The 21,599-nt window shown below is 67.1% G+C and carries 18 protein-coding genes; 12 read left to right on the top strand and 6 right to left on the bottom strand.

The genetic code is table 11. From position 1 onward, the window contains the following. The first annotated feature begins 10 nt into the window (after nt 1-10). A complete protein-coding gene (locus DXK93_RS21980; RefSeq protein ID WP_119451101.1) occupies nt 11-1,354 on the top strand; it encodes a BcpO-related WXXGXW repeat protein in 1,344 nt (447 codons plus the stop codon). Nucleotides 1,355-1,452: 98 nt separating this feature from the next. Continuing rightward, complete coding sequence (locus DXK93_RS21975) at nt 1,453-1,989, top strand: peroxiredoxin (protein WP_119451100.1); 537 nt, start codon at nt 1,453-1,455, stop codon at nt 1,987-1,989. Nucleotides 1,990-2,075: 86 nt separating this feature from the next. On the opposite strand, the gene DXK93_RS21970 is transcribed toward DXK93_RS21975, so the two are convergent. Together DXK93_RS21970 and DXK93_RS21965 are read right to left on the bottom strand one after the other, a co-directional pair. Beyond that, nucleotides 2,076-6,797, bottom strand: a complete 4,722-nt coding sequence (locus tag DXK93_RS21970; protein ID WP_158598568.1) for an Ig-like domain-containing protein — start codon at nt 6,795-6,797, stop codon at nt 2,076-2,078. A 548-nt stretch (nt 6,798-7,345) separates the two neighbouring features. Beyond that, nucleotides 7,346-8,794, bottom strand: a complete 1,449-nt coding sequence (locus tag DXK93_RS21965) for a CoA transferase (protein WP_119451098.1) — start codon at nt 8,792-8,794, stop codon at nt 7,346-7,348. Nucleotides 8,795-9,075: 281 nt separating this feature from the next. Between DXK93_RS21965 and phrB the strand changes: the two genes are divergently transcribed. Together phrB and DXK93_RS21955 are read left to right on the top strand one after the other, a co-directional pair. Next, a complete protein-coding gene (phrB, locus tag DXK93_RS21960) occupies nt 9,076-10,494 on the top strand; it encodes a deoxyribodipyrimidine photo-lyase (protein ID WP_119451097.1) in 1,419 nt (472 codons plus the stop codon). Nucleotides 10,495-10,617: 123 nt separating this feature from the next. Continuing rightward, complete coding sequence (locus DXK93_RS21955; RefSeq protein ID WP_119451096.1) at nt 10,618-11,577, top strand: PAS domain-containing protein; 960 nt, start codon at nt 10,618-10,620, stop codon at nt 11,575-11,577. Here the strand turns inward: DXK93_RS21955 and DXK93_RS21950 are convergent. Then, the gene (locus tag DXK93_RS21950; RefSeq protein WP_082401201.1) at nt 11,537-11,872 is read right to left on the bottom strand and encodes a tetratricopeptide repeat protein; all 336 of its coding nucleotides are present in this window, start codon (nt 11,870-11,872) and stop codon (nt 11,537-11,539) included. The genes DXK93_RS21955 and DXK93_RS21950 overlap by 41 nt on opposite strands. A 264-nt stretch (nt 11,873-12,136) precedes the next feature. Here DXK93_RS21950 and DXK93_RS21945 point away from each other — a divergent pair, with 264 nt between their 5' ends. Together DXK93_RS21945 and DXK93_RS21940 are read left to right on the top strand one after the other, a co-directional pair. Then, nucleotides 12,137-13,342, top strand: a complete 1,206-nt coding sequence (locus tag DXK93_RS21945; RefSeq protein WP_054456775.1) for an MFS transporter — start codon at nt 12,137-12,139, stop codon at nt 13,340-13,342. Nucleotides 13,343-13,351: 9 nt separating this feature from the next. After that, complete coding sequence (locus tag DXK93_RS21940) at nt 13,352-13,843, top strand: glutathione peroxidase (RefSeq protein WP_059380299.1); 492 nt, start codon at nt 13,352-13,354, stop codon at nt 13,841-13,843. Nucleotides 13,844-13,851: 8 nt separating this feature from the next. Here DXK93_RS21940 and DXK93_RS21935 read toward each other — a convergent pair whose 3' ends face one another. After that, entirely contained in the window at nt 13,852-14,319 is a 468-nt protein-coding gene (locus DXK93_RS21935) for an Lrp/AsnC family transcriptional regulator (protein WP_054456773.1), read from the bottom strand. Between the two features lie 122 nt (nt 14,320-14,441). Here DXK93_RS21935 and DXK93_RS21930 point away from each other — a divergent pair, with 122 nt between their 5' ends. The 6 genes from DXK93_RS21930 to DXK93_RS21905 all read left to right on the top strand — a co-directional run bounded on the left by DXK93_RS21930 (nt 14,442) and on the right by DXK93_RS21905 (nt 18,594). Further along, the gene (locus DXK93_RS21930) at nt 14,442-15,347 is read left to right on the top strand and encodes a DMT family transporter (protein ID WP_054456772.1); all 906 of its coding nucleotides are present in this window, start codon (nt 14,442-14,444) and stop codon (nt 15,345-15,347) included. Between the two features lie 138 nt (nt 15,348-15,485). Beyond that, nucleotides 15,486-16,187, top strand: coding sequence for a glutathione binding-like protein (locus tag DXK93_RS21925; protein ID WP_119451095.1), 702 nt, complete (start codon nt 15,486-15,488; stop codon nt 16,185-16,187). A gap of 10 nt (nt 16,188-16,197) precedes the next feature. After that, nucleotides 16,198-16,662 (top strand): GNAT family N-acetyltransferase, encoded by a 465-nt coding sequence (locus DXK93_RS21920; protein ID WP_054456770.1) that lies wholly within the window; start codon nt 16,198-16,200, stop codon nt 16,660-16,662. Nucleotides 16,663-16,692: 30 nt separating this feature from the next. After that, complete coding sequence (locus tag DXK93_RS21915; protein ID WP_013393496.1) at nt 16,693-16,968, top strand: lipoate protein ligase C-terminal domain-containing protein; 276 nt, start codon at nt 16,693-16,695, stop codon at nt 16,966-16,968. Further along, the gene (locus DXK93_RS21910) at nt 16,965-17,741 is read left to right on the top strand and encodes a biotin/lipoate A/B protein ligase family protein (RefSeq protein ID WP_054456769.1); all 777 of its coding nucleotides are present in this window, start codon (nt 16,965-16,967) and stop codon (nt 17,739-17,741) included. Before DXK93_RS21915 ends, DXK93_RS21910 begins: the two co-directional genes overlap by 4 nt. 34 nt (nt 17,742-17,775) lie before the next feature. Beyond that, on the top strand, nt 17,776-18,594 hold the full coding sequence (locus DXK93_RS21905; RefSeq protein WP_119451094.1) for an RsiV family protein: 819 nt from the start codon (nt 17,776-17,778) through the stop codon (nt 18,592-18,594). Between the two features lie 197 nt (nt 18,595-18,791). Here the strand turns inward: DXK93_RS21905 and DXK93_RS21900 are convergent, their stop codons facing one another. Beyond that, nucleotides 18,792-19,901: a porin gene (locus DXK93_RS21900; RefSeq protein ID WP_054456767.1), complete on the bottom strand. Its 1,110-nt coding sequence runs from the start codon at nt 19,899-19,901 to the stop codon at nt 18,792-18,794. Between the two features lie 351 nt (nt 19,902-20,252). After that, nucleotides 20,253-21,542, bottom strand: a complete 1,290-nt coding sequence (locus DXK93_RS21895; protein WP_054456766.1) for a Glu/Leu/Phe/Val dehydrogenase — start codon at nt 21,540-21,542, stop codon at nt 20,253-20,255. Between the last annotated feature and the right edge of the window lie 57 nt (nt 21,543-21,599).

Raw genomic sequence — 21,599 nt, 5'->3', positions numbered from 1 at the left:
AGGAAAAACCATGAATACCTGTTCCCGGATCCTGCGCCCGCGCCCTCTGGCCGCGGCTGTCCTGATGGCTGCCTGTGCCAGCGTGGCGGCGCAGACCTATGAGCCGCCGCCGGCGCCCGCCGCGCCCGTCTATGACGACGGCGATCCCGCCAACGCCAACCTGGCGCTGGTGGACCGCAGCCCCCAGCCGCCCCCGCCCTTACCCGTCTATGTCCAGCCGCCAGCGCCCGCCGACGGCTATATGTGGGTGCCGGGCTACTGGAGCCTGAACCGCTACGGGTTTTTCTGGGTACCCGGCGCATGGGTGCTCGCGCCCTATGCCGGCGCGCTCTGGACACCCGGTTATTGGGGCTTCAGCAATGGCATCTACCTCTGGACCCCCGGCTATTGGGGTCCACACGTGGGCTTCTATGGCGGAATCAACTACGGCTTTGGCTACAACGGCCTGGGCTATGTGGGCGGTTACTGGAAGCGCGACCGCTTCTACTACAACCGTTCCGTCACGAACGTGAACGTCACGCGCGTGACCAATGTCTATAACCACACCGTGGTCGTGAACAACGTGGACAACCGCCGCGTCAGCTACCACGGCGGCCCATCCGGCATCCGGCGCAACGCGGACCCGCGCGAACTTGCCGCGCGCAAGGACCGCCATTCTCCGCAGACCGACATACAGCGCGGCTACGCGCGCGACGCCGGCAATAACCGGGCTCAGTTCTACGACCACAACAAGGGCCGGCCGCCCCAGGCCTACGTGGACCATCAATCCAATGGCCGGCCGCATGAAGGCCAGCGTCCGGACAATGGACGCGACGGACGCGACCGCGGCCAGGACAACAACGGGCGCGATAACCGCGGCGGCGCTGACCGGAACAACGCGGACCACGGCGACATGCAACGCGGACGCGATATGTCTGCCGGGCAGACAGGCCGCCCCCAGCAGCCGCAGGGGCAACAGGCGCGAGAGCAACAGCAGCGCGATCAGCAGGCGCGTCAGCAACAGCAACGTGACCAACAGGCCCAGCAGCAGGAACGCCAGCAACAGCAACGCGACCAGCAGGCCCAGCAACAGGCGCGTCAGCAACAGCAACGTGACCAACAGGCCCAGCAGCAGGAACGCCAGCAGCAGCAACGCGACCAGCAGGCGCGTCAACAGCAGCAGCGCGACCAGCAGGCCCAGCAGCAGGCGCGTCAACAACAGCAGCGCGACCAGCAGGCCCAGCAGCAGGCGCGTCAACAACAGCAGCGCGACCAGCAGGCCCAGCAGCAGGCGCGTCAACAACAGCAGCGCGACCAACCGCGCGGAGACGGCAATGGCAACGGGAATGGCCGCGGCGGCTCCGGACGCGACTAGGACGGGCGACGCCGCCGCGCCGCTTACTGGACCCTCGCCTCCTGCACGGCTACAGTAGACCCGTTGCCGCGCGGCCCCTGAAATTCCTGGAGATTCCGATGAAGCGCATTGCCCCCTGGTTACTCCTCTGCGGCCTGCTGGCCGGTCCCTCGGCCCAGGCCGCGCTGGACGTGGGCGCGCCCGCCCCGGACTTCAGCACCCAGGCATCGCTGGGCGGCAAGGTCTACACGTTCTCGCTGAGCGAGGCGCTCAAGCAAGGTCCGGTGGTCTTGTATTTCTTCCCCGCCGCGTTCACCCAGGGCTGCACGATAGAGGCGCACAACTTCGCCGAAGCCACCGATGATTACAAGTCCCTGGGCGCTACCGTCATCGGTGTGTCGACCGACAATATCGACACCTTGAACAAGTTCTCGGTCAGCGAATGCCGCGGCAAGTTCGCGGTAGCGGCCGACGGCGATGGCAAGATCATGAAGGCCTACGACGCGGTCCACGACAAGCGTCCCGAGTACGCGCAGCGCATCTCCTACGTGATCTCGCCGCAAGGCAAGATCCTGTATGAATACACCGACATGAATCCGGACTCCCACGTGGCCAACACCATGCGCGCACTGCGCGACTGGAAGGCCAAGCAGTAGGCGGCGCTGGCGGGCATGCGCCGCTACTGTTCGGCCGCAAGTCCGTTCATGACGGCAGTCCCGCATGTATCCGCGCACATGCCTGCTCATTGCCATGGCCGCGGCGGGATCGTACTCGACGATATGAACTCCACGCGCACGGTCTTGCCCCCGTCCGCCGCGATTGCCCTCGCGGTAAGCACGGCGATACCTGGAGCGCCTGGCGCGCGCAGTTCCATCGTGGCAACGCCATTGCTATCCGTACTGCTGGTTGCCGAGGCCAGCGTGCCGAGGTTGGTCCGCCAGTTGACCGTGACGCCCGCGACCTCCAGATTGCCGTTGGCATCCTTCACCGTCGCCTTAAGGATCAGCTTTTCCTGACCGTCAGCCCGGGCAGAGGTCTTGCTGCTGGCCAAGGAAGCGACGCGGGCGGTTATCGGATCAGCGGTCAATGCCACGCGGAAGGCACGGCCCGAATCGTCTGCGCCCGTCTTGGCAGTCACCGTGGCCTGCCCCGCGAGCTTTCCCGCCGTCAGCACAACCGTGGCCTCGCCCTTGGCGTTGGTCCTGGTGGATGACGCCTCCAGCGTGCCAAGATCGGTGCTCCAGTTGACCACGTGGCCTGCGCCTCCTGAATTGCCGTTGCCGTCCAGCACTACCGCCGTGAAGATCACGGTATCGCGGGCATTGGCCACGATGCTGGTCTTGCTGGCCGAAGCGCTGCCGACGCGGGTGCGGGGCGTGGCGGCCGCAAAGGTCACGCTGGCTGTCCGGCCCGCATCCCGCCCAGGGGCCATGGCGGTGACATTCACGCTGCCGGCAACCTTCGGCGCGGTCAATACCATTGTGGCCTTGCCGGTCTCATCGGTGCTGCTGGCAGTTGCGGCCAACCTGCCGCCGGAAGTGGTCCAATTGACGGGAATGTCGAGCGGCCTCGGCGTGCCGTTGACGTCCCACCTCATCATCGCATTGCCGTGTGCGTCCTGTACCGTGGCCGTAAATCTCACCGTATCTGCGCCATCGGCGACGCCATTGGTCTTGTTTTGCGTAAGCACGACCACGCGGGCGGTGGCGGGATCGGCCACGAAGGGACCCACGCGCAAGATCTTGCCCGGATCCGCCGCCCCTGCCTTGGCCGTGGCGACAACTTCACCGGCGGTGGTGGACACCAGCTTGACAAGAGCCTCGCCAGTGACGTCGCTAACGCTTGTCGCGCTAGCAAGGCTGCCCAGGCTGGTGGTCCAGTCGACCGTCGCCCCGGCCACGCGATTGCCCATGGCGTCTTTCACGTGGGCCCTGAGGATAATGGCGTCTACGCCATTGGCCCGTACCGGCGAGCTATTGCTACTGAACGCCCAACTAACCACTCGGGCGCTGGAAGCGTCGGCCGTAAAGGCTATCGTGGCAGTCTGGCCCGCGTCGCCGCCCGCGGCCCGGGCGTTGACGGTCGACGTGCCCACCGCAGTCGGCGCGGTCAATACAGCCGAGGCCTGGCTGTTGGCGTCGGTCTTGCTGACCGTCGCAGCCAGCGTGCCCAGACTGGCGCCCCAGTTGACCGGGACGCCCGCGCCCACCGGATTGCCCTTGGCGTCCGCAACCGTGGCCGTGAAGGTCACGGTATCCGTGCCATCGGCCAAGCCGCTCGTCTTGCTCGCCGCGACTGTCGCCACACGGGCGGTCGACGCGTCGGCCATGAAGGTGATAGACACCACCTGCCCCGCATCGCCGCCCGCAGCCTTGGCGGTAACCGTCGCGACGCCCGTGGAAGTCGGCGCGATCAGGACGGCCGAGGTTTCGCTCTTGCTATCGGTCGTGGTGGCCGCCGGGAGCTGGCCCAGACTTGTACTCCAGTTGACGGTAACACCTGCGCCCACCCGATTGCCTTGCTTGTCGACGACGACGGCCCGGAGGGTCACGGTATCGGCGCCGTTAGCCACCGCGTCGGTCTTGCTCGCGGCCAGCTCGATGACGTGGGCGCTGGAGGCGTCAGCGATGAAATCGACGGCGGCGGTCTTGCCGGGATCTCCGCCGGCGCTCTTCGCCTGGCGGGCCGGCGCGCACTTGGCGGTAACAGTCGCCGCTCCGGTCGCGGTAGGCGCGGTCAGGACGACGGTGGCCTGGCTGCTGGCATTGGTGATACTGGAAGCGCCTATCGAGCCCCGATCGGCGCTCCAGTTGACGACGATGCCCGCCCCCAACGGATTGCCTCTGCCATCATCGATCGTGGCCGTGAGTGTGACGGTGTCAGTGCCGTTGGCCAGGCCGGTGGTCTTGCTTGGGCTTAGCGCGGCCACGCGGGCCCTCAGTTCGTCTGCCGCGAAGACGGCTGACGCGGTCTTGCCGGCATCGCCATCCGCCGCCCGGGCCGTGACGGTTGCCGTGCCGGGAACGATCGGCGCGATCAGCAAGGCGGAAGCCTGGCCGCTGGCGTTGGTGACGCTGGTAGCGGCGAGCGTCCCAAGACTGGCGCTCCAGTTGACGGTGACGCCCGCCCCCACCGGATTGCCGCGGCCGTCTTCAACCATGGCGGTGAAAACCACGGCATCCGCGCCATTGGCCGTGCCCCTGGCCTGGCTGGGCGTGAGCTGGACGACGCGCGCGTTAGCGACATCCGCGACGAACGCGACCGCGGCGGTCTTGCCCGGGTCGCCGCTTGCGGCCCTGGCGGTGACGGTCGCCGCGCCAGCCGCGGTCGGCGCGGTCAGTACGACCGTGGCCTGGCTGCTCGCGTCCGTGTTGCTGGAAGCGGCGCCCAGCGTGCCCAAGCTGGCGCCCCAGTTGACGGCGACGCCCGCTCCCACCGGATTGCCTCGGCCATCCGCGACGGTGGCGGTGAAGGTCACCGTGTCCAGGCCATCGGCCAGGGCGGTGGTCTTGCTTGGCGTGAGCCGCAGCACCTGGGCATCGGATGCATCGAGCAGGAATGCGACGGATCCCGTCTTGCCCGGATCCTCGGCTCCGGCCCTGGCGGTGATGGCCGCAAGGCCTGGAACAGTGGCGGACAGCAGTTCCGCCACGGCAATGCCGCTCGCGTCGGTATTGCTGCTGTTACTGGAAAGCCGCCCGCCGGTGGCGGTCCAGTTCACCGCGACGCCCGCGCCCACTGCGTTGCCCTTGCCGTCCTTGACTGTCGCCTTCAATACAGTCTTGTCCCTGCCGTTTGCAAGAATGGACGCGGGCTGCGCAACGAGCAGCGCCACGCTGGCCGTGCCCGGCGCTTCGAGGAACTCTGCCTCGCTCCTGCCCTTGAACCCTTGCGCCTCGATTGCCTCGACCCCGATCGTGCCCGAGACAGTGCTGCTGACCAGGGCGTACGCCACGCCATCGGCATCGGTGCGGTCCGAAGACTCCCGGATCGTGCCGGCCCCCTGCAGTACCCATGTGACGGTGCGCCCCCCCATGGGTTCGGCCTGGACGCCGCGAACCTGGGCCGTGAATCGGACGCTGTCCACGCCGTCCGCCATGGCGGCGGCCTTGGAACGCGCGACGCTGACGCTGAGCGGGTTGACGCTCACGGTCATGACGTTGGACCTGATCTTGCGGCCGTGCACATCCGTAGCGGACGCCATCAGCTGATAGCTGTTGATGCCGCCGCTGCGGTAGTCGGGCAGCATCAGCGATGCGGACGCGCCGCCGCTGTATGGCATCGCAAACGGCGCCGCGGAACCGGACCATTCGATCCGGGGCGCGGCATCCGCGCCCGTCAGCGTTACCGGAAAGCTGAGGGCCGTCCGAGGATATCCGGAAGCAGCCGCCGGCAGCTGTATCGTCATGGGATCGTTCTTCTTGTATTCCAGGACGATTTCGTTGTTGCGTTCGACCAGATCCATGCGCATGCCGGCCAGCTTGCGGCTGCGCGCGACTTCACCCGGCTGCAACTGCTTGGCCAAAGGCACGCCAAGCGCGTACTTCAGGCCCAGCTTGAAGCTGGTGTCGGACTGCCCGCCCTGCCCCATGCGATGGTCCAGGCCCAGCGTGACCAGCGGCGCCGGCGTATAGGAAACGCCCAGGGTCCAGGCGCTGGGATTTCTTTGCCGGTTGCTGGCGCCAAACAGCCCGACCTCGTCGCCGTAGTACTTCTCGAACATCAGCTTGCCGCCCAACTGCGGATACTGCGGCAGATAGCCTTCGGTCCGGATGTCCCAGCCGCTGGCCGGGCGTTCCTGATAGTCCCGCGCATCGGGCGAACGCTTCCAGTCGCTCAGCCGGAAATAGCCGTTCATGCTGAGCTTCAGATAATCCGCCCACCATTCGCCGCCCAGACCCAGGCGCCGATGGCCGCGCGACACGTCCTGGTCCAGGAATGCGTTGACGCCAGCCATGTAGCCATCGCCGAAATGGCGGTAGCCCAGCCCGAGGTTGACCGTGGTCCGATATGACTCTTGCAGCAGATTGGTCCGGCGCGCGCCGAATTGGGAAAAAATCAGACTCGTCCCGGAATCGCGCAGCGGGAACAACATATCCAGAGCGCCGCCATGGAAGCTGCCCAGCAGGTCCAGCCTGGCCGTGCCGAACTGGCGCAGCCAGCTTTCCGCCGCTTGCTGGGCTGCACCGATGGCCTTGCCGCTGGCCGTCGACCTGGCGTCCGCGCTCGCCATTTGGTTGGGATTGGCGGGCAAGGGGCGTCCCTCCAGATCGGGCGCGGGATCCATGCCGCCGGGGATAGGCGCGCTGGCCGCGGCCGCGCTTGGATCCTTCGCCCGCGCCCGGTCCTGAACGGCAATGCTGGCGGATGCGGCGCGGCCTTCGGCGTCGGGGAGCGGCTTGCGGTGTTCGCCGGCTAGCGGCGCGGCGCAGCCCTGGAACAGGAGCAAACTGGAAAGCGCCACGCACAGCGCCTTTCTGACTTGGCGCGCAGCCGCTATGCACCAAGCGTGTGCCTTGGATGGCTTCAGCATCGTCATGACCTTGTCTGAAAGGAATCCCGCGGGCGGGAGATGCGCCGGCCAGGCAAAGTCGCCAAGCTACTGAACTGCGGCGTCGGCGGATCCGTTCTGAGCCACATCCAGGACGAAGTCCTGCGCGCACTCCCAGCGACTACACCCGGGGATTCTGGTTGTTACTTAACAATGACAAAATATGACGACATGCTATTTATATGACTGTTGATATCAATATGTAATTTATTGATTCCATAACAGAAAACCCGATAGCTGCGCATGGCGGTATCGGGCGGGCTTGCGTGGGAAGAGATGGAAGCGCCTCAGCCATGGCTGGACGCAAGAAGTGCAGGCAGAGCGCCGGCCACAGGCTCCGGGGCCGTGCTGAGGCGCTTACATGAAAATCAGACAGAACCGCAGATGAAACCGCGGCCCTTGCTTGGAGACGCGCTGCTTCCAGCCAGACGCCGGCGGCGCGCAGGCTTGAGCGGGTGTTTCTAGTTGAATGGCCAGACCGGCGGATGCGTGCCGGGCGGGCTGGACGGACGCGTCCAGCGGGCCGGCGTATCGGAGAACTGAGCGGCGTGGCGCAGAGCCACCAGTTCGCCAAAGCCGGAGGGCTCGGTTTCCAGCAGGCCCTCGAAACCCGGCATCGGACAGGCCAGGCCGCCCTCGACACGGCCCAGGCCGCGCAGCCAATGCGCGGTCTGCGCCAGCGACACGCGCACATGCCAGCTGCCGCCTTCGGTCATTTGGCGCGCCAGCGCGGCTTGCGCGCCAAACGCCATCAGGTAGCCCGAGGCATGGTCCAGGATCTGCATGGGCATGGGCTTGGGCGTGTCCTGGCCCGCGGCCTGCGCCTCGGCGTGGTTGAAGCCCGTAGCGGTCTGCACCAGGGAATCGAAGCCGCGGCGGCCGGCCCAGGGACCTTTGTCGCCATAGGCGGTCAAGGACACGTAGACAATGCCCGGACGGATGCGCGCCGCGTCCTGCGGGCCGAAGCCCAGCGCGGCCAGGCCGCCGGGGCGGTAGCCCTGCACGAACACGTGCGCGCTGCGCAGCAGGTTGCCCAGCGCGATGCGGCCGTCGGCCGTATCCAGATCGGCCAGCACCGACAGCTTGCCGCGGCTGGTATCGATGATGTTGTCGATGTTGGGCAGATGCGGGGAATTGAGCAGCATCACATCGGCGCCGTACGCCGCCAGCGCCCGTCCGCAGACCGGGCCGGCGATGATGCGGGTCAGGTCCAGCACGCGGATGTCCTTGAGCGGCCGGGCGCCATTGCCGTACTTGGGCAAGGGACGCGGATCGGCTTCGCCGATGCGCTCGATGGTCAGCAGGGGCTGCGCGGCCACCGCCAGGGCTTGGGGGTGGCGGTCCCATTCGTCGAAGCTGCGCATGGCGGCCACGGGCAGGCCCGCGTCGGCGGCCACCTGTTCGAAGTCCAGGGCCTTCCAGCGGCTCAAGGCGCGCTCGACCATCGCGCGGGTAGTGTCTTCGCCGGCCGGACAGCCCAGCAGCGCCAGCGCGCCATCGCGGTGATGAGCGAAATTGGCATGGATTCGGACCCAGCCGCCGTCGCCGCAGCGGTACAGCCCGGTGATGGGGTCCCAGGGATTGGGCGTGATGCCGTTGATGGTGTAGTGGCTGCGGCATTCCTGCGCGGCGTGCAGCATGTCGACGCCGACCTGCTGCCTGGCGCCGCCGCGCAGATTCCAGATCTCCGCGGCGGCCAGCGCGGCCGCGGCCATGCTGGTCTGCGCCGCCATGCCGACAGCGAAGGACGATGGGAGTACCGGATCGGCGCCAGTCAACACCACATGGTCCAGCGATTCGCCGGGCAGATCCACCGAGCGCCAGAGTTTTTGCAAGACGTCGCGGGACGCGTTGCCTGCGGGTGTGCGGCCCCTCAGAAAAGACGGGCGTAGGTCCATCAGATTTCCCATAGCGTTCATCTTGCTCTAGTCGTTTATTTGAATTACAGGACGGGGACCAGGCGGCGTCAATATCCGCGGCGCGCCAGCGTGTTTCATGGTTTGACCGCAAAGCGGCGCAATCCGGCCGCGCCGGCCGCTTTCCCCCGCGAGGCCCGCGGCGCCAGCCGGCGCAAGCCAGGACACATCTACTCGTAGTTTTTACATCGTCTTCCAAGGCCGGTCTGCCGGCGCGTCCGCGCGGCGGGCGCAATATAGAATGCCAGCCTCGCCGCCCCTGCCCTGGACCACCCATGAACACGCTGCTTTGGCTGCGCACCGACCTGCGCGCGCATGACAACCCTGCCCTGGCCGCGGCCGCCGAAGCCGGCACGGTCACCGCCCTGTTCCTGGCCGCGCCCGGCCAATGGCGGCAGCACGGCGACGCGCCGGCCAAGGTGGATTTCTGGCTGCGCAATCTGCGCGAACTGTCTCGCGAACTCGGCCGCCTGGGCATTCCGTTGCGGCTGCTGACGGTGCATGACTGGAGCGAGGCGCCGGACGCGCTGGCCGCTTTCTGCCGCGACCACGCCATCGGCCAGGTCCACGCCAACGCCGAATGGGCCGTCAACGAACGCCGCCGCGATGCCGCGGTCGCCGCCAGCCTGCGAGCCCTGGGCGTGGACTGGACCCTGCATCATGGCGCTTCGCTGCTGCGGCCCGGCACGGTGCTGACCGGCAAGGGCGAGTGCTACCGCGTCTATACCCCATACGCGCGGGCCTGCCGCGAACGGCTGCGCACGGCGCCGCTGCGCGCCCTGCCCGCCCCGCGCGCGCAGACCCCGCCGCCCTGGCCGGCGGATCCGCTGCCCGCGGCCTTCGAGGGTTTCGCTGCGCCCGCCGAGCCTGTGCGCGCGCTCTGGCCCGCTGGCGAGGACGCGGCCAGCGAACGCCTCGAAGCCTTTGCCGACGGCGTCATCGACGCCTACCAGGAAGAACGCGATTTTCCCTCGCTGCCCGCCACCAGCTGCCTGTCGCCCTATCTGGCGGCGGGGGTGCTGTCGCCGGGCCAGGCCTTGCGCGCGGCGCAGGCCGCAAACCACGGGGAAATAGAGGGCGGGAAGCGCGGCGCCGCCACCTGGATCAACGAATTGCTGTGGCGCGAGTTCTATCAGCATCTATTGGCCGCCTACCCGGCGCTGTCCATGCACCAGCCCATGAAGCCGGAGACCGCCGCGGTGCCGTGGCGCGACGCGCCTGAGGACCTGCATGCCTGGCAGCAGGGCCAGACCGGCATTCCCATCGTCGACGCGGCCATGCGGCAGTTGCTGGCGCTGGGCTGGATGCACAACCGCCTGCGCATGGTGACGGCCATGTTCCTGTCCAAGAACCTGCTGATCGATTGGCGGCTGGGCGAAGCCTGGTTCATGGCGCAGCTGGTGGACGGCGATCTCGCCGCCAACAACGGCGGCTGGCAATGGAGCGCGTCCACGGGCGCGGACGCCGTGCCCTACTTCCGCATCTTCAATCCGCTGTCGCAGTCGCGCAAGTTCGATCCGGACGGCGTGTTCCTGCGCGAATGGCTGCCGGAACTGGCGCATCTGGACGGCCGCGCCATCCATGATCCCAGCCCGATGGAGCGCGCCGCCGCCGGCTATCCGCTGCCCATTGTCGACCTGGCCCAGAGCCGGTTGCGCGCGCTGGAGGCGTTCAGCGGGCTGCCGCCGGCCTGAGACGCTGGCCGCGAGCGGGAACGACGTCGGCCCCGCTTGACCTAGGTCAACGCCGCTTCCGTCCGCGTCCCGGATGATCGGTCTACGACATTCCGCCAACGCCGATCGCAGGACGACACAGCCATGCGCGACCATCCGCAGGTCCACGACCAGGAATACACGCTGCACGACGAGCAGTGCCTCATCACCCGCACCGACGCGCGCGGCCGCATCATCTACGCCAATCCGGCGTTCCTGGAGGTCAGCGGCTACACGCAGGCGGATCTGATGGGCAAGGGCCATGACACCATGCGGCATCCCGACATGCCGCTGGCCGCCTACGACGACTTGTGGCGCACGATACAGCGGGGCCAGTCATGGACGGGCGTGATCAAGAACCGGCGCAAGCATGGCGGCCACTATTGGTCGCTGGCCAGCATCACCCCGGTGGTGGAGCGAGGCGTCACCGTCTGCTATGCCTGCGTGCGCGTCAAACCAACGCGCGCCCAGATCGACACCGCGGACAGCGCCTACCGGCGCCTGCGCACCGGCATTACCGGCGGCTTGCGGTTGCGCGCGGGGCGGATCCTGCCCGGAGGCCCGCTGGCGCGTCTGCGCGACTGGCGGGCGTCGGGCATACGCGCGCGCATGCTGGCCTGGGCGGGACTTTCGTCCGCGCTGTTCCTGGCCGCCGGCGGCTTCGCGCTGCATGGCATGGCGGCCAACCTGAATATCGAGCAACTGGCCTTGGCCACGGCAGTGCTGGCCGCTGGCGTCTGCCTGATCTTCGCATCGGGTTGGGCCTATGGCCGCTCCCTGTCCGGCCTGTTGGCCACGGCCACCGACTTCACGCGGCAGATCGCGGCCGGCAATCTGGGCACGCCGCTGGCGCCGGGCAATCCGGACGATGAGATCGGCGCATTAAGATTTTCGCTGGAGGCCACGCGCAGGAATCTGGTCGGCCTGGCCCGCGACGTGCACACCGGCATAGCGGATGCGCCTGGGACGGTTGCGCAGCGGGCCGAAACCGAGGAGCTGCGCCACGCCATCGAGGTATTCCGGCTCACGCGTGCCCAGCCGCAGCCTCCTTGTCCAAGCGCTTGATGAACACCTGCAACTCCTTCACCACCTGCTGATCGCCGCGCGCCTGCGCGGCCTGCAGGCCCGATTCCCAGGCGGCGCGCGCGCCGCTCTTGTCGCCCTGTCCCAGGCACGCCTTGCCCAGCCATTTCCAGGCCACCGAATAGGCGGGATCGAATGCCAGCGCCGCGCGCAGATGGGGCTCGGCATCGGCGAAGCAATCCTGCTCCGCGTAGGCCTTTCCCAGCGAAAAACGCAGCAGCATGTTGTCCGTGCCCTTGGCCAGCATCGCCTCCAGGCGTTCAATCATTCCTTCCATTGCCGATTTCTCCTACAGCGCGCGCATTTGGATCTGATGGACATGATAGGACGGCTGCGGCGAAACCCGCCCAATGGCCCCGCGCCGCGCAAGCCCTTGGCGACGTCGCGGCCGGTCCGGACCAAAGGCCCGCGTCGCGTCAATTTAAGGGTATACCCTTATTCAGAATAGGGCTTTCCCCCGACGCTTGCGCGGCGCTGCCCTAGAATTCCGCCCTTGCCTTCTCTTTGCGCCGGCGCCTTCCTTTCGTCCCGGCCCTGTCCCATGCCCCTGCACCTTATCGCGCTGGCCGCCGCCGCTTTCGGCATCGGCACCAGCGAGTTCGTCATCATGGGCCTGCTGCCCAACGTCGCCGCCGACCTGCAAGTCAGCATTGACGTCGCAGGCCTGCTGATCACCGGTTACGCCATGGGCGTGGTGATCGGCGCGCCCATCATGGCCATCCTCACCGCCAGGCTGCCGCGCAAGGCCACGCTGATCGGCCTGGCCAGCACCTTCGTGGTGGGCAACCTGCTGTGCGCGCTGGCGCCGAACTACGCGCTGCTGATGGCGGCGCGCGTGTTCACCGCCTTCTGCCATGGCGCTTTCTTCGGCCTGGGAGCCGTGGTGGCCGCGGACCTGGTGCCGCGCAACCAGCGCGCCAGCGCCATTGCGCTGATGTTCACCGGCCTGACGCTGGCCAACGTGCTGGGCGTGCCGCTGGGCACGGCGCTGGGCCAGGTGGCCGGATGGCGCTCGACTTTCTGGGTGGTCAGCGGCATCGGTTTGCTGGCCGTGGCCGCGCTGGCCGCCTGGCTGCCGGCCCGCATCCCCATGCAGCCCGGCAACATCCTGCGCGAATTCAAGGTGCTGCGCGACGTGCGCGTGGTCTGGCCGCTGGCCGCCAGCGTGCTGGCCTCCGCGGCGCTGTTCTGTGTGCTGACGTACATCGCGCCGCTCTTGCGCGAAGTGACCGGCGTGTCCGAACGCGGCGTCACCGGCGTGCTGCTGCTCTTCGGCGTGGCGCTGACCGTGGGCAGCACCCTGGGTGGCAAGCTGGGCGACCGCAACCTGGAAGTGTCGCTTCGCCGCATTTTCATCGGCCTGCTGCTGGTCTTCCTGGCGCTCAGCCAGGCCATCCACGCGCTGGCGCCCATGCTGGTCATGACCTTCATCTGGGGCGTGCTGGGCTTTGCCGTCGTGCCTTTGCTGCAGACGCTGATCGTGGACCAGGCGGCCGACGCGCCCAACCTGGCGTCGACCCTCAATCAGGGCGCCTTCAACCTGGGCAATGCGGGCGGCGCCTGGCTGGGCAGCGTGGCGCTGGGCCACGGCCTGCCGCTGACAGACCTGCCCTGGATGTCGGCCGGCATCACCGCCGCCGTCCTGCTGCTGACCTTGTGGGGTACGCGCTACTACGGCCGCGATGCCGGGGCTACACTCGCTGGACAACAAGCCGGCGCGCTGACGCCCTCGCGTTCGGACGCCTAAGGAGCCCGCATGAGCACCCTCTACGATTTTTCCGCCCGCGCCATCGACGGCACGGAACAGTCCCTGGACACGTACCGCGGCCGCGTGCTGCTGGTGGTGAACGTGGCCTCCAAATGCGGCTTCACGCCGCAGTACGCCGGCCTGGAAGAACTCTACCGCTCGTTCCACGACGATGGTTTCGCGGTGCTGGGTTTTCCTTGCGACCAGTTCGGCCACCAGGAACCCGGCGACGAAGCCGAAATCCGCAATTTCTGCAGCACGCAGTACGACATCACCTTTCCGCTCTACGCCAAGATCAACGTCAACGGCGAGGACGCCCACCCGCTCTACCGCTGGCTCAAGGGCGAGAAGCCCGGCGTCTTCGGCACCGAGGGCATCAAGTGGAACTTCACCAAGTTCCTGGTGGGCCGCGACGGCCAGGTCATCAAGCGCTACGCGCCCACCGACACCCCGGCCGGCATCAAGGACGACATCGAAAAGGCGCTGTCCGCGCCGGTCTGAGCCGCGCGTCAGCGCAGCGGCGGCAGCCGGCGGCGCACCGTGTGGGACTTGACGATGGCGGTATTGGTTTCCGCAAATTCGGTCACGCGCTCCAGGATGCCGTCCAGATGCGAGATCGAGCGCAGCACCACGCGGGCGATGAAGCAATCGTCGCCCGTCACCTTGTCGCATTCCACGAATTCCGGAATCTGCTGGATCAGGCCTTCCACGTGGCGCAGCTGCCCGGGCAAGGGGCGGATGCGGACGATGGCCTCCAGCGCGTAGCCCAACGCGACCGGGTCCACGTCCAGGGTGTAGGCCCGGATCACGCCCGATTCTTCCAGCCGCCGCAGGCGGTCCGCGACGCTGGGCGCGGACATCCCGACCTGGCGCGCCAGGTCGGCCGTGGTGGTGCGCGCATTGGTGGTCAGCATCTCCACCAGGCGGCGGTCGATACCGTCCAGGACCGGGTTTTCACTTTTTAGGTCGTTTTGCATAAATTCCACCTAAACAAAGGTTTCGGAATCGATTCACCACATCAACATCATATAACCAGCTTGATCCGCCTGGGATAATTTCTCCATCGAATATCGTGGCCGCAAGGCCCTGGAGAACCCTCATGAATCCCTCATCAGAACGCGTGGGCCTGGCCCAGATGGCCGCGGCGATGACCCTGTCCGGCACCCTCGGCGTGTTTGTGCTGGAGTCGGGGCAAAGCGCCTGGAACGTGGTCTTCTTCCGCTGCGTGTTCGGCGCCCTCTCCCTGTTTGTGTATTGCTGGGCGCGCGGCCTGCTCAAGCCGGGCCTGTTCACCGCCCGCACGCTGATGCTGGCCCTGGCCGCGGGCGCCGCGCTGGTGCTGAACTGGGTGCTGCTGTTTTCCGCCTATCGGCTGGCGTCCATTTCGCTGGCCACCGCGGTCTACAACGTGCAGCCCTTCTTCCTGATCGGCCTGGGCGTGCTGTTCCTGGGCGAGCGGCCCACGCGCGGCAAGCTGGCCTGGTCGGTGCTGGCCTTCGCCGGCCTGATGCTGGTGCTGCGCCTGTCCGAAGCTGGCGGCGCGGACGGCCGCGCCTATCTGTCGGGGCTGATGCTGGGGCTGGGCGCGGCGGCGCTCTATGGCGTCACCGCCATCATCGTCAAGCGGCTCAAGCACATTCCGCCGCAGGTGCTGGCGCTGGTGCAGGTGACGCTGGGCGCGGTGATGCTGCTGCCCATGGCGGACTTCAACGCCCTGCCCGCCGCGCCGCTGCAATGGGGCTACCTGGTGGCCCTGGGGCTGATCCACACCTGCCTGATGTACATCCTGATGTATTCGGCCATCCAGAAGCTGCCTACCACGTCCACCGCCGCATTGAGCTTCATCTATCCTGCCGTCGCGATCCTGCTGGACTTCATGGTCTACGGCCACCGCATGGACGCCACGCAGATCGCGGGCGTGGCCATGATCTTCCTGGCGGCGGCGGGCGTAAGCCTGAACTGGAGCTGGCGCCTGCCGGGGCGGCCGCGCGCGGGCACGGCCTGAACGCGGGCCGCTGCCAGGGCAAGCCCCCGGGGCAAACCCGTACCCGCCCCCCGGTTATTGGGGCCGGCGCGAAGCCGGCCCCGCTATCATGGCCTTTCCCTGCGCCGGCCGCCGCCGGCGCGACGCACAGGACATCCCATGATCGATCTCTACTACTGGACCACCCCCAACGGCCACAAGATCACGCTGTTCCTCGAAGAAACCGGCCTGCCCTACAAGATCCATCCGGTGAACATCAGCCGCGGCGATCAGTTCAAGCCCGAGTTCCTGGCCATTGCCCCGAACAACCGCATTCCCGCCATCGTCGACCAGGCCCCGGCCGGCGGCGGCGCGCCGATCTCGCTGTTCGAGTCGGGCGCCATCCTGCTGTATCTGGCCGAGAAAACCGGCCGATTCCTGCCCGCCGACGTGCGCGGCCGCGCTGAAGTGTCGCAGTGGCTCTTCTGGCAGATGGGCGGCCTGGGTCCCATGGCCGGCCAGAACCACCACTTTTCCGGCTACGCGCAAGAGCGCATCCCTTACGCCATCGACCGCTACGTCAAGGAAACGAACCGCCTCTACGGCGTGCTGAACAAGCGCCTGGCGGACCGCGAGTTCGTCGCCGGCGACTATTCCATCGCCGACATGGCGGCCTATCCCTGGATCGTGCCGCACGCCAAGCAGGGGCAGGACCTGAACGAGTTCCCGCACCTCAAGCGCTGGTTCGACGCCATCGCGGCCCGCCCCGCCACGCAGCGCGCCTATGCCCTGGCCGACACCATCAACACGGCGCCGTCCATCAGCGACGAGGAATCGCGCCGCATCCTGTTCGGCCAGACCGCCCAGAACACCACCCGCTGAAGGAGCCGCCATGCCCGACCCGCAACTGGTTTTCCGCCGCGCGCGCCTGGGGGATCTGCCGGCCATCGTCGCCCTGCTGGCCGACGATGAACTCGGCGCCACGCGCGAGAATCCCGCGCTGCCGCTGGACCCGCGCTATGCTGCCGCCTTTGCCGCAATCGGCCAGGACCCCAATCAATTCCTGGCCGTGGTCGAGCAGGACTCGAACCTGGTCGGCTGTTTGCAGTTATCGTTCATACCCGGCCTGTCGCGGCTGGGCCAATGGCGCGGACAGATCGAGAGCGTGCGCATCGCCTCGTCGTCGCGCGGCGCGGGCCTCGGACGCAAGATGTTCGAATGGGCGATCGAGCAATGCCGCATCCAGGGCTGCAGCCTGGTGCAGCTGACCACGGACCGCGCCCGGCCCGACGCGCGCAGGTTCTATGAAAGCCTGGGCTTCAAAGCCAGCCATGACGGCATGAAGCTCAGCCTGTAGTTTTTGGTACTGATACAGCAAGGAGCGCCCATGCATGGCGAATACAAAGTCCCCGGCGGCAAACTGGTCGTCGCGGATCTGGAAGTGCGCGACGGCCGCCTGGCCGACGTGCGCATCAGCGGCGACTTTTTTCTTGAGCCGCCCGAGGCGCTGGACGCCATCAATAGCGGCCTGAACGGCCTGCCGGCCGACGCCGGCGAACTGGAACTGGCGCTGGCCGTGCAATCGGCCCTGCCCGCCGATGCCGAAATGTTCGGCTTCTCGGCCGAGGCCGTTGCCGTGGTGCTGCGGAGGGCGCTGGCATGACGCGCACCGACTGGAACGACTACGACTGGCAGCTGATCCATGAAGGGCCGCAGGACCCGGTGCTGCACATGGCGCTGGACGCCGTCATCACCGACGAGGTCGGCGCCGGCCTGCGTCCGCCCACGCTGCGCATCTGGGAATGGGCCGCGCCCGCGGTCGTGATCGGCCGCTTCCAATCCTTGAAGAACGAAGTCGACCCCGAAGGCGCGCGCCGCCATGGCATCCAGGTCGTGCGGCGCGTGAGCGGCGGCGGCGCGATGTTCATGGAACCCGGCAACTCCATCACCTATTCGCTCAGCGCCCCCCAGGCGCTGGTGCATGGCATGAGCTTCCAGGAGTCCTACGCCTTCCTGGACGCCTGGGTGCTGACCGCCCTGCAGGGCCTGGGCATCAAGGCCTGGTACCAGCCGCTCAACGACATCGCCTCGGACATCGGCAAGATCGGCGGCGCGGCGCAGGCCCGCCGCGGCGGCGCAGTGCTGCACCATGTCACCATGTCCTACGACATCGACGCGGATAAAATGGTCGAGGTCCTGCGCATCGGCCGCGAAAAACTGTCCGACAAAGGCACCACCAGCGCCAAGAAGCGCGTCGATCCCCTGCGCACCCAGACCGGGCTGGCGCGGGAAGTGATCATCGACCGCATGGTGGAAACTTTTGCCGGCCTGCACCGTCTGACCCCCGGGCAGATAGGCAGCGACACGCTGGCGCGTGCGCAGGCGCAGGCGGCCGAGAAGTTCGCCACGCCCGAGTGGACCGGCGTGGTGCCCTGAACGGCCGCGCCCCGATTTTCTGGAGGTAGTTTCAATGCGTCGCACATTCACGCCGCAAGGCGCGATAAGCGGTCTCATCCTGGGCGCGGCCCTGCTGGCTTTGGCGGGCTGCGGCAGTACGCCGCCCGCGGACATCACCCTGGCCACGCAGGCTCCGGCCTCGGCGTCCACGCCGGAAAAAGTCGGCGACCTGTCCACCGAGCGCATCAAGTGGGCGTCCAGCAAGCCGGGCTGCGAGGGCGATTGCCCCCGCATCGAAATCGACAGCGTCGCGTTTCCCGGCATCCCCAAGCTGACCGCGCTGGTGGACCACGTGCTGGCCTACATGACCGGCACCGACGCCAACCGCCGCGGCCCCTACGACACGCTGTCCGAATACACGCAGTATTTCTGGTCGGTGGCCCGCCCGCGCGACGCCACTTATTTCAAGGCCAGCGTGAAGGACACGGTGGGTGACATCGTGGCCGTCGAACTGCATACCGAGCAGTTCCTCACCGGCGCGGCGCACGGCATTCCGGCCACCCAGTACCTGAACTGGGAACGCAGCCGCGGCCGGGTGATGAGCCTGGAAGAAGCCTTGATACCGGGCCGCCATCCGCAATACGTGGCGGCGCTGCGCCAGGCGCATGCCAAGTGGCTGGCCGGCAATCCGGATGCGCGCCGCGATCCGACGGCTTACAACAAGATGTGGCCGTTCCAGGAAAGCGATAACTATGCGCTGACGCGCGAGGGCATCGTGGTCAAGTACGACGCCTATTCCATCGCGCCGTACTCGCATGGCGAACCCGAGCTGAACATTCCGTATTCGGAACTGCGCGGGATCCTGAAGCCTGAGCTGCTGCCGGCTTCATAAGCCGCCCCTGGAAACGCCCGCGGCCTGCGCGGGCGCTCCCTGCGGCAGCAAGCCGGGGTTCGGTTGAGCGGACTGAGGATGGAGCTAGGGAGGTGGCCGCTTTTTTCGCGTCTGTGGCCGGGTAAGACGCCCAGTCCGCTCAGTGCAACCGCGGCGGCAGGGCGGCGCCCAAGCGCCGCCCATGCGCGCCTCTCGTCTTAGAAGCGGTGACGCACGCCCACCATGGCCACGGTGCTCTTCACGCCGTCGGTGAACGCGAAGTTGGTGGCATACGAACCCAAGGCGTACAGGTTGGTGCGCTTGGACAGGTTGTAGGTGTAGCCCAGGCTGTAGATGTTCATGGTGGCGTCGTCGCCGGTCAGCTTGGTGCTGTCGGTGTCGGCGCGCTGCCACGAAGCCAGGATGTTGCTGGCGCCGCCGATCGGCACGCTCAGGCCCACCAGGTAGGAATTGGCCTTGAAGCCCGACACCGCCACGTTGGTGCCAAAGCCCTTGGCCGTGGGGCTGCCGCTGCCGAAGGCATTGGCGCCCTGGCCGGTGAACCAGCCGTCACGCGTCTGGCCGTAGGCCAGCGCCAGCTTCAGCACTTCGAAGTCGTACGAACCGCCGATCATCCACGATTTGGGCGTGGCGTCGGTGTTCAACTGGTTCGCGGGGTTCAGCTGGTCATACGTCAGCGCCACGTTCACCGGGCCGCTGACATAGCGCAGACCGGTCGTGATGGCGCGGGTGTTGTCGGCGGTCTTGAAGCCGGTCTGCGCGGTGGTCGTGTCGGAGGCATTGAACGAGTAGCCGATGCCGAACTGCAGGCCGCTGAACGACGGCGTCGAGTACTGCACCATGTTGTCGTAGCGGACCGTGTTGGCGGCGCTGAAGGCCACGCCGACGTTGGCCTGGCCGTAGCTGCCGCCGAACGGATCGATCGCGGCGAAGTACTTCGAGGCGATGTTGGTCTGACGACCCAGTTCCAGAAGGCCCCACGAGGTGCTCTTCAGGCCGATGGTGGCTTGGCGGCCGAACAGGCGGCTGTTCTGGCCCGACGTGCCGTTGGCCGAGTTGAAGCCGCTTTCCAGCGTGAACACGGCGCTCAGGCCGTCGCCCAGGTCCTCGGCGCCGCGCAGGCCCCAACGCGAACCGCTGGACACGCCATTGACCATGCCAACCTTGGACTCATGGTAACCATCGCCCTTGATGCGCTGGTAGCCGATACCCGTATCGATCAGGCCATAGAGCGTCACCGAGGTTTCCGCTTGCGCCGTTGCGCCGAACGCGGCCAGCATGGCGGTGACGAACAAAGTCTTTTTCATTGCAAATTCCCATTGATTGAACAGACATGCGCATCCGGGCTGGCACGCATCGCGTGCGGCGCGCTCGGCGCATGGCAGGAACGAATTCTAGGGACGCAATGTGTCAGTTCTTGTAACGCAAGCTGGGAAATTCCCTAGGCCGCAAAAAAGTGAGGGGGATGTGGCGTCCTGCCGACAGCCCCCACGTAGGGCGCGGCGCCCGCAGGCCTGCAATGTCGGTGTGCTATCCATGCGCGCAACGTGATGCGCTTGCAGCCACGCAAATGGAAATCGCCCCTTGCGGGGCGATTTCCGTTTTTGTCTCCTGCCCTCCTCGGCGTGACGTCCGGGGACGCCCCGCCGTATCGGGTATCAGGGGTACAGGCCGCGCACCTGGCGCGCTTGCAGGATGCGCGTGCAAGCGACGATGAACGCCGCCGTGCGCAGGGTGACCTTGTGTTCCTTGGCCACTTGCGACACCGACGCGTAGGCTTCGCGCATCAGGCGCTCCAGGCGCTGGTTGATCTCGTCCTCGCTCCAGAAGAAGCTGGAGAAGTCCTGCACCCATTCGAAGTAGCTGACCGTCACGCCGCCGGCATTGGCCAGCACGTCCGGCACCACGTAGACGCCATGTTCGGCCAGGATGTCGTCGGCTTCCGGCGTGGTCGGGCCGTTGGCGCCTTCCACGACGATCTTCGCGCGCACCTTGGCGGCGTTGTCGACGGTGATCTGGCTTTCCAGGGCGGCCGGGATCAGGAATTCGGTTTCCAGCGTCCAGAACTCGTTCTTGTCCATCGCCTGGCCGCCGGAGAAGCCACCCACGCCGCCATGTTGCGACACGTAGGACAGCAGCTTGTGCACGTCCAGGCCCGCGGGATTGTGGACGGTGCCGGTGTGGTCCTGCGCGGCGATGACCTTGGCGCCGGCTTCATGGAACAGGCGGGCGGCGGTGCCGCCCACGTTGCCGAAGCCCTGCACCACCACGCGCGCCTTGGACACGTCGATGTTGAGATCGCGCGCGGCTTCGCAGCCCACCACGAACACGCCGCGGCCGGTGGCTTCCACGCGGCCCAGGCTGCCGCCCAGCGCGATCGGCTTGCCGGTGACCACGCCGGTGGCGGTGGCGCCTTCGTTCATGGAGTACGTGTCCATCATCCAGGCCATGGTCTGGGCGTTGGTGTTCACGTCAGGCGCCGGGATGTCCTTGGACGGTCCGATGATGACGCCGATTTCCGAGGTGTAGCGGCGCGTCATGCGCTCGAGTTCGGAGGCCGACAGCTTGCGCGGATCGACGCGCACGCCGCCCTTGGCGCCGCCGTAAGGCAGGTTCACCGCAGCGTTCTTGATCGACATCCAGGCTGCCAGCGCCATCACTTCGGAGAGCGTGACGTCCTGGTGGAAACGCACGCCGCCCTTGCCGGGGCCGCGCGAGGTGTTGTGCTGGACGCGGTAGCCCTCGAAGTGGGCAATGCTGCCGTTGTCGAGTTCGATCGGCACATCGACGATCAGGGAACGCTTCGGGCGCTTCAGGGTCTCGACCCAACGCGCCAGCGAACCAAGATACGGGGTGACCCGGTCGACTTGTTGCAGATAGTTGCCCCAGGGGCCGAGGTCCTCGGCGTTCAGATAAGACGGCAATGCGTGGGTGGGAGTTTGAGACATGAGCTGGCTCTCCTGACAAAGTTGCGCCATTTTATCCACGAAAGTTATAGCGTCCCC

This window comes from Achromobacter sp. K91 (genome assembly GCF_003576205.1).
Taxonomy (GTDB): domain Bacteria; phylum Pseudomonadota; class Gammaproteobacteria; order Burkholderiales; family Burkholderiaceae_B; genus Achromobacter; species Achromobacter aegrifaciens.
Note: the sequence above shows the minus strand (reverse complement) of the source record. Positions and strands in the feature narration are given on the sequence as shown.

Bases quoted from the DNA above. Each gene is read 5' to 3' on its own strand.
- DXK93_RS21980 (WP_119451101.1), top strand. From the start codon at position 11: ATGAATACCTGTTCCCGGATCCTGCGCCCGCGCCCTCTGGCCGCGGCT.
- DXK93_RS21975 (WP_119451100.1), top strand. From the start codon at position 1,453: ATGAAGCGCATTGCCCCCTGGTTACTCCTCTGCGGCCTGCTGGCCGGT.
- DXK93_RS21965 (WP_119451098.1), bottom strand. From the start codon at position 8,794: ATGGGAAATCTGATGGACCTACGCCCGTCTTTTCTGAGGGGCCGCACA.
- phrB (WP_119451097.1), top strand. From the start codon at position 9,076: ATGAACACGCTGCTTTGGCTGCGCACCGACCTGCGCGCGCATGACAAC.
- DXK93_RS21955 (WP_119451096.1), top strand. From the start codon at position 10,618: ATGCGCGACCATCCGCAGGTCCACGACCAGGAATACACGCTGCACGAC.
- DXK93_RS21950 (WP_082401201.1), bottom strand. From the start codon at position 11,872: ATGGAAGGAATGATTGAACGCCTGGAGGCGATGCTGGCCAAGGGCACG.
- DXK93_RS21945 (WP_054456775.1), top strand. From the start codon at position 12,137: ATGCCCCTGCACCTTATCGCGCTGGCCGCCGCCGCTTTCGGCATCGGC.
- DXK93_RS21940 (WP_059380299.1), top strand. From the start codon at position 13,352: ATGAGCACCCTCTACGATTTTTCCGCCCGCGCCATCGACGGCACGGAA.
- DXK93_RS21935 (WP_054456773.1), bottom strand. From the start codon at position 14,319: ATGCAAAACGACCTAAAAAGTGAAAACCCGGTCCTGGACGGTATCGAC.
- DXK93_RS21930 (WP_054456772.1), top strand. From the start codon at position 14,442: ATGAATCCCTCATCAGAACGCGTGGGCCTGGCCCAGATGGCCGCGGCG.
- DXK93_RS21925 (WP_119451095.1), top strand. From the start codon at position 15,486: ATGATCGATCTCTACTACTGGACCACCCCCAACGGCCACAAGATCACG.
- DXK93_RS21920 (WP_054456770.1), top strand. From the start codon at position 16,198: ATGCCCGACCCGCAACTGGTTTTCCGCCGCGCGCGCCTGGGGGATCTG.
- DXK93_RS21915 (WP_013393496.1), top strand. From the start codon at position 16,693: ATGCATGGCGAATACAAAGTCCCCGGCGGCAAACTGGTCGTCGCGGAT.
- DXK93_RS21910 (WP_054456769.1), top strand. From the start codon at position 16,965: ATGACGCGCACCGACTGGAACGACTACGACTGGCAGCTGATCCATGAA.
- DXK93_RS21905 (WP_119451094.1), top strand. From the start codon at position 17,776: ATGCGTCGCACATTCACGCCGCAAGGCGCGATAAGCGGTCTCATCCTG.
- DXK93_RS21900 (WP_054456767.1), bottom strand. From the start codon at position 19,901: ATGAAAAAGACTTTGTTCGTCACCGCCATGCTGGCCGCGTTCGGCGCA.
- DXK93_RS21895 (WP_054456766.1), bottom strand. From the start codon at position 21,542: ATGTCTCAAACTCCCACCCACGCATTGCCGTCTTATCTGAACGCCGAG.